Source organism: Helicobacter cetorum MIT 00-7128, assembly GCF_000259255.1.
GTDB classification, from domain to species: Bacteria; Campylobacterota; Campylobacteria; order Campylobacterales; family Helicobacteraceae; genus Helicobacter; species Helicobacter cetorum_B.
Genome location: NC_017737.1, coordinates 1,706,623 through 1,722,759 on the forward strand (window position 1 = coordinate 1,706,623; position 16,137 = coordinate 1,722,759).

Here is a 16,137-nt window from a genome sequence, read left to right on the forward strand (position 1 = left end):
CTAAAAAACTTCGTTTAGATTAAGCATTCATAATAAAAGATTTAAAATTGATAACTCAAATACGCTGTAACAGAGCGCCCCGGTGCAGACTGAAACCCACTAGGACTTGAGCCAATGCCAATGAAATAATATTGCATGTTGAAAAGATTATTCACTTGCAAAGAGCCATAAACCCTATGCCTACCATTTTCCCAAAAGACTTGAGAAACTTCAATATTCCACACCCAATACCATGGCAATTCGCCTCTACTTACCGTCATACACCACGCACCACAGCCAGCACCCCCACCATTAATATTATTCCCACCTAAATCCCAATAGGTGTTGCGCTCCACCGTGTTGCCAATATTGCTATAAGCTCGGCTATAAAAATAGCTAGAGAGACCAAAAGTAGTGCGCTTATAGGTATAGCGTGCATCAAAAATGAATTGATAAGGGCTAACAAAAGGGAACATCTTATTATAACTTGTGCCCTTTAGGCTATCGCCAGCTAAATCTGTTAAGGCAAAATGGCTTGTTACTCTAGTATCAATATAGTTAAAGGCCGCATGGAATTGTAAGCCACGAATAGGGCGATAATATGCCTCTAATTCCACACCTTGAGAATAGCCATTAACCGGGCGGATATTGCCCTTATTAGGCCCGCTTGTATAGATAGCATATTGTCCGGTAGCATAGTCTTTTGCCCAAATGCGATAATAATCTGCATTAAAGCTGAATTTATTCTTATAGCTATATCTTGCGCCCACTTCTACTTGGTCAAAATGTTGCGTAAAATATTCATTGGTTACATTACCCACTGAAATCACATTGAGTTGTGGGGGCAAGAAAGAGCGCTGATAGGTAAAGTAAGTAAACATTGTGTGCTTATTGTCTTCATAAGCGGTGTAGTCAATATTTACTGAGGGGTTCCATACATTCATGTTGCTAATTTTTTGCAAATCTATTTTAGGTGGCTCATAACCCCAAGATTTATCACCGGTGTAGTGATATTGCATAAAAGTATAGCGCACGCCCGGCGTTATTGAAAGCTTGCTATCAAACATTTCAATCTTATCGCTAATATATGCTGCTACATAGTCATTATTCCATCGGCGGTAGTGATTTTTCTTATCATACCACCCGCTCATTCCCGGCGCACTCCCCTCATAAACTTGAGGATTCACCCCTCCATTATCACACCAAGAGGCATTTTCATTATTGCAACTAAGGGTGTTTCTAAAATTTTTCGCATACATATCCGTAGTAAAATAGCGCATACCCATAATAAAAGTTTGCTTGATTTTACCGGTATTAACCACTAAATTAAGTTTTGGCTCAAACGCATTAAACACGACTCTTCTAGGATTTTGGTCTAAAGTAAAGCCATTATAAGTATTAGAGGTATAAGGATACATATTCCCTCCAAAAGGGCATGCCACACCCTCTAAACACAAATGTGTGTTAGAGCTATTATAGTTAGAATCAATTTGGAAGTTCCTTGTCATATCTTGGGTATAGTAAGTGAAAGTGAATATCCCCCCTACTTTATCTATATCTCCAAATCTATTCGTATAGACAATGCCAAAACGCTTGGCTCTACCTGATTTTTTGTTATAGGGGCGGTTATTAGCAAAACGATTTTGTTCATAGCTTGCCCAATCCAAACTCCCGGGCGTGCTCATATTAAAATCATAGTATTGGTAGTAGGCTTTAATGTCGTTATTCTCGTTAATATCGTATTCGCCATCTAGCATGTAATTGGAAATAGAAGTGGGCTGATTGATTCTAAAGCCTTGCCCTCTCACCCAATTAGCTTGTGCCATAATGCCAAAATGCTTGCCAATCTTACCACCTGTTTTAACATAAGTGTTATAGAGCATATTATTTTCTAGGCTATTATTGATAGGATGGGCGTTTTTATCTACCCAATCTTTAGGTTGTGCCTTATTCCAAAAAGTGATTCTCTCAGCCGCCTCATTAACCCATTTATCCGTAATAGGCTTAGTAATAATATTTATTACACCACCAAAGGTATTAGGCCCATATTGCACGCTTGAGCCACCCTTAATCACATCTATCCTATCTACTGATTGGAAAGTTACAGGAAATACCGGTAAGCCAATTTGTGCGTAAGGCCCTATGTAAATAGGAATGCCATTAACTAGAATTTGTGCCGCATTAGAATGCCCTGAGCCACCTGCTCCAAAACCTCTCACTTGAATAACAGGCAACACACCAATACCACTTGTGTTTCTTATTTGCATACCCGGCACATTTTGCAAAGCCTCTTCAATACTTTGATTAGCCGTTTGCATAAGTTGTTTATTAGAAATCACGGTTCTACTACCACTAAATTTCTTCACCTCTTCATCTTGCCAACTTTTAGGAGCTGTCAAGCCATTATAGCTTGTGTTAACAAAACCTGATAAATTGTCCTTTTGCCCTGTAGCTTTAATCTTACCTAGAGTATAATCCTTGCTTTTAGCCAATAAAATTTCATTAAAAGACACCATTAATGCTAAAGAAACACTAAAATATTTCAATGCTTTTTTCAAAATTATTCCCTTTCACTCTCAAAAGTTTAATATTTAAAAATGTAAAATATTGTTGATTATTAGTGAAAAAACGACAAGAATTTATTCAAAGGCGCTCAATAAAATATAAAACGCACCGCAAATGAGACATTCCTATGCCTATTTAAAGCTAAAAACAAAAAAACCAAAATATAAAAACTTGTTATTCTTAATTCTTTTCACAAAATACAAACATGCGAATTTTATTAACTTAATATTAAAATAAACTTAATAACACTAAAAATAAGCTTTTTATTGGTTTTAATAGCTAATCTTTTAAAAATAAACCATTATGATTGCTTATCTTGCTTGCTTGTTTTTATTCTTTTTAAAAGCCTTTATTTTTCACTGAAAATCTAATGGATTTTAAAATTGACAATTTCAAGCTAAAAATGATATAATCTCATTCTTTTTTGCTTAAGTAAGCAACTTATTGAGAGCTTTTGGGGTGTTAGCTCAGCTGGGAGAGCGCAACGCTGGCAGCGTTGAGGTCAGGGGTTCGATCCCCCTACACTCCACCATTTTTCTATTTTTGTTTTTTTCCTTTTTTATTTATAAATTTTTCAAAAGCGCTTCAATCCCTAAGGCGCTTTTTTAAACATTATCCATATTTCATTATAATTAATTAACTCTAAAAACAAATTGATTGCTAAAGGAAAATAGTGAGTCCTCTATTAAGCATGCGTATTCAAAACTTTAAAGCTAATAAACGAGCTTTGGTGTCATTATGGGTGTTAGTTGGCTTATTAGTATTATCTATGGGGGCAAAGTTTTGGGTTAATGAGCGCCCCCTATTTATTTACTATCATTCCAAAATGTATTTTCCTATGTTTAAAGATTACGCTGAAGTGGAGTTTGGGGGCGACTTTTTTACCCCTACTAATTATAATGACCCCTATGTTAAAAACACGCTTTTAAAAGATGCGTTTGTTGTGCGTGCTTTAGTGCCTTATAGTTATGATAGTATTGTAATGGATTTAGATTCTCCTGCCCCAACCCCGCCAAGTCTCAAACATCTTTTAGGCACAGATGACCAAGCTAGAGATGTGCTTGCTCGCCTTGTATATGGCTATCGCATTTCTATTTTATTTGGGTTATTATTGACCTTTTTTAGCGTGGTTATTGGGGTAAGCTTAGGAGCGATTCAAGGCTATTATGGGGGGTTAGTGGATTTAATTATCCAACGCTTAAGCGAAATTTGGAATGGTATCCCTGTGCTATTTTTACTCATTACTATTTCTAGTGCGTTTGTTTCTAGCTTTTGGCTCATTTTAATTTTAGTGCTACTTTTTAGCTGGATGGGATTAGCTCAAGTGGTAAGAACAGAGTTTTTAAGGGCAAGAAATATGGATTACATTAAGGCTGCAAAAGCTTTAGGGGCGAATGATTTACGCATTATTTTTTATCATGTTTTGCCTAATGCGCTTGTAGCAAGTATTACTTATATCCCTTTTTTAATGGCTGCAAGCATCGCTACTTTAGTATCTTTAGATTTCTTAGGCTTTGGCATGCCTGTAGGGAGTGCGTCTTTAGGTGAATTAGTCAATCAAGGCAAAAACAATCTCACTTCACCGCATTTAGCCATAGTAGCGTTTTTATCTATTGGAGTGTTGCTTTCAGTGTTAGTATTTATTGGTGAAGGGGTGCGTGATGCGTTCAATTCTAACATGCTCAAATAGGATTTTATTAAAGGGTCTTTATGCTTAAAATTGAAAATTTAAGTTGTGCTTTAAGCTCGCATTTTTCACTTCAAAATATCAATATTTCTCTTTTAGAGGCTCAAAGAATAGGCTTAGTGGGCGAGAGTGGGAGCGGAAAAAGCTCTATTGCTAATCTTATTATGCGATTAAACCCCAAATTTAAACCCCACTCAGGAAAAATACTTTTTGAAAATAAAAATCTTTTAGAATGCTCTATGCAAGATTTGCAAGCTATAAGGGGAAATACCATTGCTTATATCGCTCAAGACCCTCTATCTAGTCTCAATCCTTTGCATAAAATCTATAAGCAAATTAGCGAGGCCTTTTTCTTGCACCATAAACTTGCTAGTAAAACGCTCATTAAAGAAAAGGTTTTAGAAGTTATGCACTTAGTGCATTTAGATGAGAGCTTGTTAAATCGCTACCCTTATGAATTAAGCGGAGGGCAACGCCAAAGAGTGGCTATTGCTATGGGCATAATCAATGCGCCAAAACTTCTTATTTGTGATGAGCCAACTACCGCTTTAGATGCGCAAGTGCAAGGACAAATTTTAGACTTACTCTATCAATTAAGTGTTGAAAAAAATCTCGCTCTTTTATTCATTAGCCATGATTTGAATGCGATTAAGCGCCTTGTAGAAAAGGTGTTTGTGCTTAAAAATGGCTTAGTATGCGAGAGTGGGGACACTAACGAATTATTTAACGCCCCCAAACACCCCTATACCAAAACCTTATTAGAATCTTCAATATTGCCTAAAAAAACTCTAAAACCCCTAGATTCAACATGCCTAGAAACAAAAGATTTTAGCGTGCATTATTTGCAAAAACGCTTTTTTATGCCCTCTTTACAAAAAACGCTCATTTCTAAAGTCAATTTTAGCTTGAAAGAAAAGGAAAATATTGGGGTGATTGGAAGAAGTGGGAGCGGGAAAAGCTCTCTAGCTCTAGGGCTTTTAAAGCTTGCCTTAAGTAGTGGGGAAGAAAAAATTTTAGGTCAAAATGTCCAAAATCTTAATTCAAAAGCCTTTAAACCCTATCGCAAGATTTTACAAATTGTCTTTCAAGACCCTTATGCCTCGCTCAACCCTCGTTTAAGCATTCAAGATATTCTTTTAGAAGCGCTTTTTTTTGGCTCACCCTCTCTTAATAAAGAGATCCTTAAAGAGCAAGCCAAAATTTGCTTAGAAGAAGTGCAACTAGAGTCTAAATTATTGCATGCGTATGCGTTTGAATTAAGCGGAGGGGAGCGCCAAAGAGTGGCTATTGCTAGAGCGATTGCTCTAAAGCCCTCAATTATTGTCTTAGATGAGCCTACTTCAGCCTTAGATAAAAGCATTCAAAAATCAATTTTAAACTTGCTTTTAAACTTGCAAGAAAAACAAGGTTTAAGCTACTTATTTATTAGCCATGATTTGGACATTGTGCAAGCGTTTTGTGATAAGGTGCTAGTAGTATGTGAGGGACAAGTTGCTGAATTTGGCACTACAGAAGAAGTCTTTGAAAACCCTAAACACGAATATACCAAACACTTATTAGAATCCAGAAAATAAGGGTTTTACACTCTTATTTTCTTGCACTTTTTATGATTATTTTAAAAACTCTATATTTTCATTTATTACAAATAATTCATTATGCAATTTAAAAGGTGTTAAAAATATATTTCACGCTTAATGTTACATAAAAAAATATCATAAAAGATTATTAAATGGGTTTAGCTCTATATTCTTACAACTAATGAAATCCTAGTCTTAAAGCCCCTTTAATCAAATCCTAAACACTCCTTGACAACACAAAGCACAACTTCAAAATTTTTCTCTAGCTCTATACAATCCTATTCTAGCCTAAACTCTCACTATCTAGATTTCTTAAACAAACGCTTTTATCAAGATTTTTTGCGTAATTTTAACGCCCCTATCATTTATCTTTGGCTAAAGGTGTTTTTGCTTTTTGTATGATTATTGCAACATTATCTAATCAAAAATAGTGTGATTTAATATTACAAAAGTATCATAGGCTAAATAGTTTTCAAAAAAGTTCTTATTTCTTACTGCCTACCAACTTGCTATTTTAATACTTTTAATAAGTTATGAGATTAAAAATATTTGAGAATATAAAAAACTAGAATCAACAACACTTTGCTAATTTTTAGAAGAAAAAACCATGAATATATAATAACCAATTCCTATCAAAAACACTAAGATTAAAAAGATGAGTAAAGCCCACTCTAAAAAGTCCATGTGTCCTCTCAAAGAATATCATTAAGGTGGTGCGCTTGGCAGGACTCGAACCTGCGACCTACGGCTTAGAAGGCTGTTGCTCTATCCAGCTGAGCTACAAGCGCATATAATGATAATGTTAGGTGGTACGCCCGAAGGGAGTCGAACCCCTAACCCCCAGATCCGAAGTCTGGTGCTCTATCCAATTGAGCTACGAACGCCTACAATTTAAAAGAACATCACAATACAGATTTGGTAATTTTTCATTATTAAAGATGGGGTGGAAGATGGGAATCGAACCCACGACCCTCAGGACCACAATCTGATGCTCTAACCGACTGAGCTACTCCCACCATCAAAGAAGTGAAAAATATTCTACCAAAAAAAATTAAACAGAACGATTTACTTTACAAAAATGGTCGGGGCGAAAGGATTCGAACCTTCGACCCCTTGGTCCCAAACCAAGTGCGCTAACCAGACTGCGCTACGCCCCGATAATTTTTGTAAAGAAACATTATAGCTAAAATTTTTAATTTTTAGCTTAAGTTTCACAAGCACTTCACAAAAAATAATTAAATTTTGATAAAACCTACTTTCTTTAGCAAAGCCTTAGCGAAATTTATCTGCTTAAAACAAAGAACTAAGCTATCATGGCTTAACTTTTTGTTATAAAAGCAATACGACAATAAAATCTATATTATTGTTTTAGTTAAACTAAAACATAAAATTAAAAAACGCTATCCTAATTAAGCATTGATACCCTAAAAATATCTTAACAAAATAATTTCTTTTCTTTTAAAGAGAGTTTTTTAAAAGGCTTTTTCGTATTAGCTCGTCTTAAAAGTGTGTTTAGCGCCTTTAAGACAAACACTCATTGACTTAAAACATTAGTCTTTGTTAAACTCTAAAAAATACCTAGAAACTATCACTTAACGCAATTTAAACATTAAGCTCTTTTTATATTTTATTATCGGTGTTTAATGAAAATAAAGTCATATAAAACTTTTAAAAATCATGTCCCAAAGAGAGCAAAACAAGCAATAAAATATAATAGAGCCTTTTAGTATTCTCTTAAATTTCTAGCTCCATACAACAACTAAAAATACTATTTTCAATCTAATTCATATTAAAAAGCATTTAAAATACCTATTCCTCTAGGAATTTAATAATCTATAAGAATCAAAGCAATAAACACTCTAATTTGATACCAATCATTAAAAATAGGCATTTATCAAAAATACAACAAGCTAATTTTTTAATGATAAAATGATAGAAATAAACTCTTAAAACACCAAGTTATAAAAGACTTTAGAATAAAAATCATTGATTCCAAGCAACTCTCCTATAGAGAGCTACCTTTTAAAAAGGCGAGAGTTTTAAGACTCTCTTTTTAAAGTTATTTGCGTTTTTTTATCTCACTAGCCACTTGCTGATAGTGCATGACATTTTTTAAGTTTAATTCTTTAGAGACATGACCCATTGTCTTTTGATATGCTTGATTCATAATCTTTCTAATAGCTCTATCATGGTCTGTCTCTTTAACTTTATGAGTAACAGTTTTTGGCATATACCCACCAGAATTAGTGCGTGTAAGCATAATATGTTCAATCACTGCCTTAATTTTTGAAATATCCACACCAAAACTATGGATAATATCCCCACTCTTAGGCTCAAATAAGTTTAAGTTCACATATCCTGAAGACATATCAATCACTCTTTCTTCAGTAATATCCTTGCTTTCTTCTACAATATCCTCTAAGATTGCCATACTGCCTTCAACACGCAAAGCAAGGCGAGCCTTTTTCTTCATCTCTTCGCTAATTTCACTTTCACTTTTGACATGCGAAACGCTATAGCCCTTTCTTTCAAAAAGACTGCTAATTTGCACCATTAAAGACTTTTCAAACTCTTTTTGATAAGCTTGTGGAATAATCTTATTGATTTCTAGTTTTGGGTCTATCAATAATACCATATGCCCATTATTAGGCTTTTGCTCACCTTTAATGGGATAATGAAAGTGCAAATCCGTAGACTCACCCGTATTGATTGCATGGTGATAATCTTTCTGCGCCTTTTCTTGAGCCACATCAGCTTGTAAAGCTTGAGTTGCCAATAACATTCCTACTACCAAAGCCAAATTACATTTTTTCATGAGATTCCTTCCTAAGTTTTGATTTTAAATCTTAATATTATCTAAAAAATCCTACTTTTTTACAACGATTTTTAACTATTCCCACTCAATTGTTCCGGGTGGCTTAGAAGTGATATCATACACCACACGATTAATCCCACTCACTTCATTGGTGATACGATTAGATACTTTTTCTAAAAATGCATGTTCTAAGTGTGAAAAGCTCGCTGTCATGCCATCACTAGCATTCACTGCCCTTAAACACACGACATTTTCATAAGTGCGATTATCTCCCATAACCCCTACTGAAAGAGCATTTAGTAGCACACAAAAAGCTTGCCACACCTTATCATATAAATTAGCTTTTTTAAGCTCTTCAATAAAAATAGCATCAGCCTCTTGCAAGCATTTAAGCTTATCTTCTGTGATTTCACCCAAAATCCTTATAGCAAGTCCGGGTCCGGGGAAAGGATGGCGCATAAGCATGCTTTCTGGCACACCTAGCTCTCTTCCAAGTGAGCGCACTTCATCTTTAAACAACTCTCTTAATGGCTCTATAAGCTCAAAATCCATCCATTCAGGTAACCCGCCTACATTATGGTGCGATTTAATTACCTTTGAAGGCCCTTTAACACTTACTGATTCAATCACATCAGGATACAATGTGCCTTGGGCTAAAAACTCAATCTTATCTTTTAAGTGGTGCTTTTTAGCCTCTTTTTCAAACACTTCAATAAAGGTCTCACCAATTATTTTTCGTTTTAATTCTGGCTCACTCACACCCTTTAATTTAGACAAAAAGATTTTTTTAGCATCTATAGTGTTTAGAGGAATTTGCAAATCCCTAAACATCGTTTGCACCATTTCTTTTTCATTTTTACGCAACAAACCATGGTCGACAAATACAGCAATTAAATTATCTTTAATCGCCTTATGTAGCAAGGTTGCTACCACGGTAGAATCTACTCCCCCACTCACCGCACACAAAACCTTAGCATTGCCAACATGCTCTTTTAATCTAGCAATTTCTTCTTTGGCAAAATTTTTCATTCCCCAAGTTTTTTCGCAACCACAAATTTGAAGGGCAAAATTCTCTAAAATTCTACCCCCTTCTTCACTTTGAATCACTTCTGGGTGGAATTGCAAACCAAAAATCTTTTTATATTCAATCGCACAATGGGGTGAATTAGCACTTATTGCAATGGTAGTAAAATCTTTGGGCAATTCTACAACCTTGTCCATATGACTCATCCATACAAGACTTTTTGTTTTCACACCCTCAAAAAGCATGGAATTTTTAGTGATTTCTAAAGTAGCCTTACCAAACTCTTGCTCATTCGCACAAGCTACTTTCCCACCAAAAAAATCCACCACATACTGCATGCCATAACAAATCCCTAAAATTGGCAAACCTAACTCAAAGATTTTTTCACTAGGCTTGTAGGCATCTTTGGCATACACGCTTGCTGGACCTCCACTTAGAATCAAGCCTTTGGGCGCTTTTTTTTGAATATTTTCTACACTTTCAAAAAAGGGAACTATCTCAGCATAAACTCCACTCTCTCTCAAGCGCCTTGCAATCAGCTGAGTATATTGACTCCCAAAATCTAATACTAAAACCATTCTACTCTTTCATTTTAAATTATAATTATTTGTGTTTATTGTGGAGCTTATAGGGATTTTGATAATTTACCTTATAGCCCTCAATCAAACCTAATGCCTTTTCTTTGAACCATTGTTGTAACTTAGAAATATCTTTTCTTTTTTCTCTAGCACAAAATTTAGGCTCAATCATAGCAAATACATAATTTGTCTTATCTTTAGTGGATTCAAATAAAATCTCTTGTAAGGAAAGAGCGTTTTTAGGGACTTTATTCATTGCCATCTCAGATAATAAAACAGCATCAAAATGACAAAGCTCCTTCTTGTCATTTTTATCCTTATCTTTAGCAACTACAAATTTAAGACCCGCATGCATTTCATCTTGAAAGTCCATAGATAAAACTTCTAAAAATCTACCACTCAAACTCTCATCGCTTTTGACTGCAAAACCCTGAGACTCTGCAAGCAATGCCCCTCCTAAAATAAGAAAGCCTAAACCAAAATACTTTAAAAAAAAATCCATAATTATTTTACCCTATTATCTACTCATCATCAGTCGCATAACCATCAATTGCATGGGAGTGCAAATATTGAATGATTTTGCGTGCCTCTTCATTAGTTGGCATAGCAAAAGTTCTCATCGTTGCAAAAATCCCATCCCACTCTACCATATTATGCTCTTTGGGAGCATGGGCTGCATGACACATAGAGCATGTATCATAGTATAAAAACTCAGAATCTGACCATGCTTTAGCTTGGTCGCTTGTAAGTTTTTTCTTAGGCACTGCAACTTCCATAGTGTCTGATTGCACACCACCTGCCTTAGTTAAAGAAATAAATGCCATAGCAAAATTCTTGGTCGCATACAAAACTCTGGTGTCATCTTTTTTAAGATAACCCTTTACTTTAACCACACTCTTATCGCCTACATCACTAATTGTATCTACCGGTGTGCCTCTAGCAATAGTTCCAATCTTCTCTTTGCCTGATTTATCATAAACATCTATGTCATCACCTGCTACATACAACCTTTGCGCACTCAACACGCTCAAAAACAACGCTAACGCTAGTAACTTTTTCATCTTCTTGCTCCTTCTTAATTTATGTAATTACGCACCAACAATACTTGGCACTGAAATAGAATGATAAGGCCTAACTAACTCGCTCTTTCTAAGTCTTCTAATTCCCACTAAAACCGTATTGGCTGAAACTGCTTGCGCCATGCCACTTGTAGGGCGTGAAGAGGTAAGCACATTCACATGCCCTGCATTACATCGTGGGTTTTTAACTCTAGAATCTTCTGGGTCATACCATGCGCCCTCTTGAATACTTAAAACGCCTTGGCGAATATTTTTTGTTACAAACGCTCCAGCTAATAACCTTCCTCTAGCATTAAACACTTCCACAATCTCGCCATGCTTAATGCCTAATTTCTTAGCGTCTAATTCATTAATCACTACAGGCTCTCTACCTTGAATCTTATACACATTTCTAATCCAAGTGTTATCAAGCTGTGAGTGAACACGATATTTTGGGTGTGGAGAGACTAAATGGAATGGATAAGTCTCAGCCATTTTAGAGCCTAACCACTCTGCTGGCTCAAACCAAGTCGGATGCCCCTTAAAATCAGCTAGTTTAAAATCCGCACATTTTTGAGAGAAAATTTGAATTTTCCCACTCTCTGTAGCAAGCTTATTATTCACGGGGTCTTGCCTAAATTCAGCATGACGCACAAACTTTCTTGCGTCTTCAGGAATTTCAAACTCTACAAAGCCATCTCTCCAAAATTGGTCAAACGATTTTAAAGTAGGCCCATCACTTCTATCATAGAAACGCTTAATCCATTCCATATAACTCTTGCCACCTGTAAAGCGTTGCTCTGCCTCATTGCCTCCAATTCTTAAGGCTAATTGCCTAAAGATTTCATAATCATCTTTAGATTCATAAACAGGCTCTATAACTTTACGCATAGCATAAATGACATTTTTAGAGTAACTGCCTCCAAAAGTGATGTCATCTCTCTCCATAGTGCTAGTAGAGGGAAAAACAATATCAGCAAACTTCGCTGTAGGTGTCCACCAAGGCTCATGCACAATCACACAATCTAGCGTTCTTAACGCACGAATAAGCTCGTTAGCATCTGGCTCATGCCCTAGTAATGATGAACCACAATTATAAACCATTCTCACTTTAGGCAATTTGAGTTTCTTACCCTTAAAGTCAATTTCCTTACCCGGATTTAAAATGGCCTCAGAAACCCTAGATGCTGGAATAGTGCCTTTCACACGATTGCGCCCTTGTGAAATGCCAGGAATTGGTCTTGCCCCTGAACTTGCTTGACCATTCCCACTATAGTGCATTGAAAAGCCAAAGCCCCCACCGGGCAAGCCCACTTGACCAATCATACTCGCTAAAGCAATTAGCGCCCAATCAGGTTGCTCGCCATGTTGGGCTCTTTGCATTGCCCAATTCCCTGCTAAAAAGGTGCGTGTAGAAACAAATAATTCTGCTAATTCTTTAATCTTTTTGACAGGAACTTCTGTGATTTTAGATGCCCATTCGGGAGTTTTTGGCGTATTATCTGTTTTGCCTAATAAGTAGGGCAAGAATTTATCAAAGCCATCAGTATATTTAGCGATAAAATCCTTGTCATACTTCCCACTCATATACAAATGGTTCATCATGCCTAACATTAATGCCACATCAGTATTGGGGCGAATCTGTATCCATTCAGCATTGAAAGCCTGAGCGGTTTCGGTATAAATGGGGTCAATACTAATGAATTTAATCCCAGCTTTTTTATATTCGGGATAGTATCTGTCATTAACATGATTTGGCACAAAATAATCAATACGATTACACTTGAACAAATCCGCCCCCCACATGACATACACCTTACAATTTTTAATCATCTCTTCATGGGTAGTTTGTTGCGAATAAACTTCCATATCCCCCACTACAATAGGATTCACTCTTCCTGCTGCGCCATTACTATACTCTCCATCAGTCCCAACTGCCCCCCCTAAAGTCGTGTTAAAAAACCGCCCTGCTAGACTATTACAACGATGCAATTTACCCACATGCCCCCAGCCGCTATAACTCGCATTATAGATATTTTCTCTAGGAATTTCTTTAAGCTTCTTAGCTGCCAAATCCAATGCCACATCCCAGCTCACACGCACAAATTCTTCTTTTCCACGCAATTCTTTGTGGTTTTTTTTATTTTCCAAAAAACTCTTACGCACACAAGGATATTTAACTCTGGTATCAGAATGCACTCTATCTGCCATAGCTTTTAACATTGTGGTAGGATTGTAATCACTTTTTTGGGGAATGATGTCTTTGATAACTCCACTTTGAACCTTCGCAATAAAAGGGCCAAAATGTGTTGCATGCGGAATGGACTCTACTTTTTCAAAATGATTAATCGCCCCTAAAGGATTAGTGCTTGCAAGTGCAACTGCCCCAGCTGTCCCCTTTAGGATACTTCTGCGTGAAATAGACACGATTCTCCTTGTGATAAGTAAATTAGATACAAAAAACATCAAAATTTTAGCACACAATAAATAAAACTATCGTTAACTATTGTTAACAGATTTCTTAATTTAATAGCCAAACTAAGACTATTTTTTATTCACACTTCCCATATCAGAAACTTTCCCCCACATTAAGCGGTATTTTCTCTTCATAAATTCAATTTCTTCTCGTGCTTTTTCAAGCTCAATGCGCATCATATCAATGGTTTTTTTATCTTCTTCATAAACTTCTTGCATAGAAATTAAAGCATCTTTTAAAAACATATTTTCATTTTTAAAAGCCCCTATGGTTTCATCTTTTGCTAACACCACTTTATCATGCAAGCCTAAAATGGTATTAATAGTCTTTTCTACAAAGATAGGCTCTAAAGCATGCCCATCCATATCCATTGAAACAAGATTATTTTCCACTCTTTTTACAAGCGCATTAGTCCCACTGCTCACATCAATTAAGAGCTTAGAGCCACTTTTTTTACTCTGAATTTTCCCCTCATTCACTAATTCTATAATACGCTCTTCAGAAAGTCCAGAAAGCGTGCTAAACTCGGCAACCTCAACCCATGCTAAAGCGCTTAAATCCTCTAAAATAGCTTGCTTATCTTCATCTAAAACTTTAGTTGTTTCTTCCTCTAAGCCTTTTTCTACCTTATCTAAATTAAGAATATCCAAGAATTAATCCTTTCTAATTTATTAAGTCTTAACGCAATTTTTTTATCGCTTTCTTTAAGCATTCCAATAAATAATCAATATCTTGCAACGAATGCGTAAAATGTAAACTCACCCTTAACCAACCGGGCTTTGTAATAAAATCTTCTAATCCTTGAGCCTTAAGGTTTAACAAATCATGTCCATAAGGCCCTGCACAAGAGCAACCCGCACGAGTTTCAATACCATATTCATAGCTTAAAACCCTAGCTAATTCATAAGGTGATATACCTCCAATATTAAAAGCCACAACGCCTAAACGACTAGCTGTTAAATTCCCATAAATACTGATTGCTGGTAAATCTTTTAACCCATACATAAGTAAGCGTAATAAATTGTCCTCTCGCTTTTTGATAAAATCCAAATCGCATTCATCTCTTAATTGATACGCTAGAGCACTTTTATAAAATTGCAATAATCCCGGTGTGCCAAACTCTTCTCTTAAAGGTAGTTCTTCAATAAACTCATGCCTTTTGCTATTAGCGTATTTAATCACGCCTCCAGCACTAAAACTAGGCGCAATTTGAGTGTCAATCAAATCTTTGGCAATGCCTAAAAGACCACACCCCCCAACACCCCCTAAAAGCTTATGAGGCGCATAAAAACCTGCCTTGTATTCACAATCTTTAGGGTTAGCATGAGCGCTAAAATTAGCCAAGTCTAAGGCTAAAGTGGCTTGATATTTTTTACATAATGTTGAAATTTCTTTTAAAGGCGTAAGAAGTCCGGTTACATTAGAGGCAGCGCTAATAGAAACTAGACTATGGGGATTATTTTTTAAATTTTTTTCTAAGTTGTCTAAATCCAATAAACCATGCTCATTTAAAGGAATACGCACCACTTCACACAAGCCTTCACGCCAACTAATTTCATTAGAATGGTGTTCATAAGGCCCTACAATAACATGCCTTAAAGGAATATCTTTTAAATACGGCTCTAAATTTTTCTTCGTTTTTGAAGGAATACACACCCCTAAAATCTCTTGAAATTTCTTAATCGCTGAGCTTGCTCCATATCCAGCACTTAAAATTAGGTATTGTTCGTTTAAACCTAAAGAGTGGCGCAATCTATTTTGACATTCTTCTAAAAGCGCTCCCATTAAAATCGCATGCTTAGAGGCGATAGAATGAGCGTTCGCATAGTAAGGCAATAAAGATTTCATGCGTTTTTCAATTAAGCTACTTGCTAATCCTGATGCTCCAAAGTCAAAATAACGCACCCCTTTTTTTAAGATAATACTAGAGCGCACCTGCTCTAAAAGGTCTTCATTAGGATTAAGTAAAGGGGCAAAACTCTTATTTAGAAATGCTTGCATAAAAACCTACCAATGCTTTTTAGTGTTTGTCTCCGCTTAAAATATGAAAATGCAAGTGCATCACTTCTTGTCCAGCGTTTTTACCCACATTGGTTAAAAGCTTATAGCCACTCTCTTTAATCCCTAATTTATCCACCACTTCAAAAATGAATGCTGTCATTTGTGCCATAAGCTCTGGGGTTATGCCATTAAAATCTTGAATGCTTTTTTTAGGAATAACTAACGCATGCACTTTAGCTTTAGGGTTAATATCATAAAAGGATAAAAAATGCTCGTTTTCTAAAATCTTAGAACAAGGGATTTCACCTTTAATTATCTTTTCAAACACATTCATATTTATGTTTACTCTCTTTTTAAGGTTTCTATTTTATTAAATT

11 protein-coding genes and 5 tRNA genes are annotated in these 16,137 nt (G+C 35.9%); 3 read left to right on the forward strand and 13 right to left on the reverse strand.

The window, feature by feature from the left end; genetic code table 11:
• Positions 1–41 precede the first annotated feature (41 nt).
• Positions 42–2,525: a TonB-dependent receptor family protein gene (locus HCW_RS07865; protein WP_043902845.1), complete on the reverse strand. Its 2,484-nt coding sequence runs from the start codon at positions 2,523–2,525 to the stop codon at positions 42–44.
• Between the two features lie 475 nt (positions 2,526–3,000).
• Between HCW_RS07865 and HCW_RS07870 the strand changes: the two genes are divergently transcribed.
• The 3 genes from HCW_RS07870 (at position 3,001) to HCW_RS07880 (ending at position 5,805) form a co-directional block, all read left to right on the forward strand.
• Positions 3,001–3,076, forward strand: a tRNA-Ala gene (locus HCW_RS07870).
• 159 nt (positions 3,077–3,235) lie between these two features.
• Positions 3,236–4,234 carry an ABC transporter permease gene (locus tag HCW_RS07875; RefSeq protein WP_043902846.1) on the forward strand — a complete coding sequence of 333 codons (999 nt, stop codon included), beginning with the start codon at positions 3,236–3,238 and terminating at the stop codon, positions 4,232–4,234.
• 20 nt (positions 4,235–4,254) lie between these two features.
• Positions 4,255–5,805 (forward strand): dipeptide ABC transporter ATP-binding protein, encoded by a 1,551-nt coding sequence (locus HCW_RS07880; RefSeq protein WP_014661690.1) that lies wholly within the window; start codon positions 4,255–4,257, stop codon positions 5,803–5,805.
• 714 nt (positions 5,806–6,519) lie between these two features.
• Here the strand turns inward: HCW_RS07880 and HCW_RS07885 are convergent.
• From HCW_RS07885 to HCW_RS07940, 12 genes are all read right to left on the reverse strand, one after another.
• Positions 6,520–6,596: transfer RNA gene (locus tag HCW_RS07885), tRNA-Arg, on the reverse strand.
• Positions 6,597–6,615: 19 nt separating this feature from the next.
• Positions 6,616–6,692 (reverse strand) — tRNA-Arg (locus HCW_RS07890).
• 55 nt (positions 6,693–6,747) lie between these two features.
• A tRNA-His gene (locus HCW_RS07895) sits at positions 6,748–6,824 on the reverse strand.
• Positions 6,825–6,887: 63 nt separating this feature from the next.
• Positions 6,888–6,965 (reverse strand) — tRNA-Pro (locus tag HCW_RS07900).
• A gap of 902 nt (positions 6,966–7,867) precedes the next feature.
• Positions 7,868–8,623 (reverse strand): HpaA family protein, encoded by a 756-nt coding sequence (locus tag HCW_RS07905; RefSeq protein ID WP_014661691.1) that lies wholly within the window; start codon positions 8,621–8,623, stop codon positions 7,868–7,870.
• A 75-nt stretch (positions 8,624–8,698) separates the two neighbouring features.
• Positions 8,699–10,225, reverse strand: coding sequence for a glutamine-hydrolyzing GMP synthase (gene guaA, locus HCW_RS07910; RefSeq protein ID WP_014661692.1), 1,527 nt, complete (start codon positions 10,223–10,225; stop codon positions 8,699–8,701).
• A gap of 25 nt (positions 10,226–10,250) precedes the next feature.
• Positions 10,251–10,727: a hypothetical protein gene (locus HCW_RS07915; RefSeq protein ID WP_014661693.1), complete on the reverse strand. Its 477-nt coding sequence runs from the start codon at positions 10,725–10,727 to the stop codon at positions 10,251–10,253.
• A 19-nt stretch (positions 10,728–10,746) separates the two neighbouring features.
• Positions 10,747–11,286: a hypothetical protein gene (locus HCW_RS07920; RefSeq protein WP_014661694.1), complete on the reverse strand. Its 540-nt coding sequence runs from the start codon at positions 11,284–11,286 to the stop codon at positions 10,747–10,749.
• Positions 11,287–11,313: 27 nt separating this feature from the next.
• Positions 11,314–13,710 (reverse strand): molybdopterin guanine dinucleotide-containing S/N-oxide reductase, encoded by a 2,397-nt coding sequence (locus tag HCW_RS07925; RefSeq protein WP_014661695.1) that lies wholly within the window; start codon positions 13,708–13,710, stop codon positions 11,314–11,316.
• A 117-nt stretch (positions 13,711–13,827) separates the two neighbouring features.
• Positions 13,828–14,328, reverse strand: a complete 501-nt coding sequence (locus HCW_RS07930) for a DUF3972 domain-containing protein (RefSeq protein ID WP_419470992.1) — start codon at positions 14,326–14,328, stop codon at positions 13,828–13,830.
• A 109-nt stretch (positions 14,329–14,437) separates the two neighbouring features.
• A complete protein-coding gene (locus HCW_RS07935) occupies positions 14,438–15,760 on the reverse strand; it encodes an aminotransferase class V-fold PLP-dependent enzyme (RefSeq protein ID WP_014661697.1) in 1,323 nt (440 codons plus the stop codon).
• Positions 15,761–15,779: 19 nt separating this feature from the next.
• Positions 15,780–16,094 carry a histidine triad nucleotide-binding protein gene (locus HCW_RS07940; protein ID WP_014661698.1) on the reverse strand — a complete coding sequence of 105 codons (315 nt, stop codon included), beginning with the start codon at positions 16,092–16,094 and terminating at the stop codon, positions 15,780–15,782.
• Between the last annotated feature and the right edge of the window lie 43 nt (positions 16,095–16,137).

What these genes read in the sequence shown, in the direction of transcription:
- HCW_RS07875 (WP_043902846.1), top strand. Translation starts at nt 3,236, where the DNA reads ATGCGTATTCAAAACTTTAAAGCTAATAAACGAGCTTTGGTGTCATTA.
- HCW_RS07880 (WP_014661690.1), top strand. Translation starts at nt 4,255, where the DNA reads ATGCTTAAAATTGAAAATTTAAGTTGTGCTTTAAGCTCGCATTTTTCA.
- HCW_RS07905 (WP_014661691.1), bottom strand. Translation starts at nt 8,623, where the DNA reads ATGAAAAAATGTAATTTGGCTTTGGTAGTAGGAATGTTATTGGCAACT.
- guaA (WP_014661692.1), bottom strand. Translation starts at nt 10,225, where the DNA reads ATGGTTTTAGTATTAGATTTTGGGAGTCAATATACTCAGCTGATTGCA.
- HCW_RS07915 (WP_014661693.1), bottom strand. Translation starts at nt 10,727, where the DNA reads ATGGATTTTTTTTTAAAGTATTTTGGTTTAGGCTTTCTTATTTTAGGA.
- HCW_RS07920 (WP_014661694.1), bottom strand. Translation starts at nt 11,286, where the DNA reads ATGAAAAAGTTACTAGCGTTAGCGTTGTTTTTGAGCGTGTTGAGTGCG.
- HCW_RS07935 (WP_014661697.1), bottom strand. Translation starts at nt 15,760, where the DNA reads ATGCAAGCATTTCTAAATAAGAGTTTTGCCCCTTTACTTAATCCTAAT.
- HCW_RS07940 (WP_014661698.1), bottom strand. Translation starts at nt 16,094, where the DNA reads ATGAATGTGTTTGAAAAGATAATTAAAGGTGAAATCCCTTGTTCTAAG.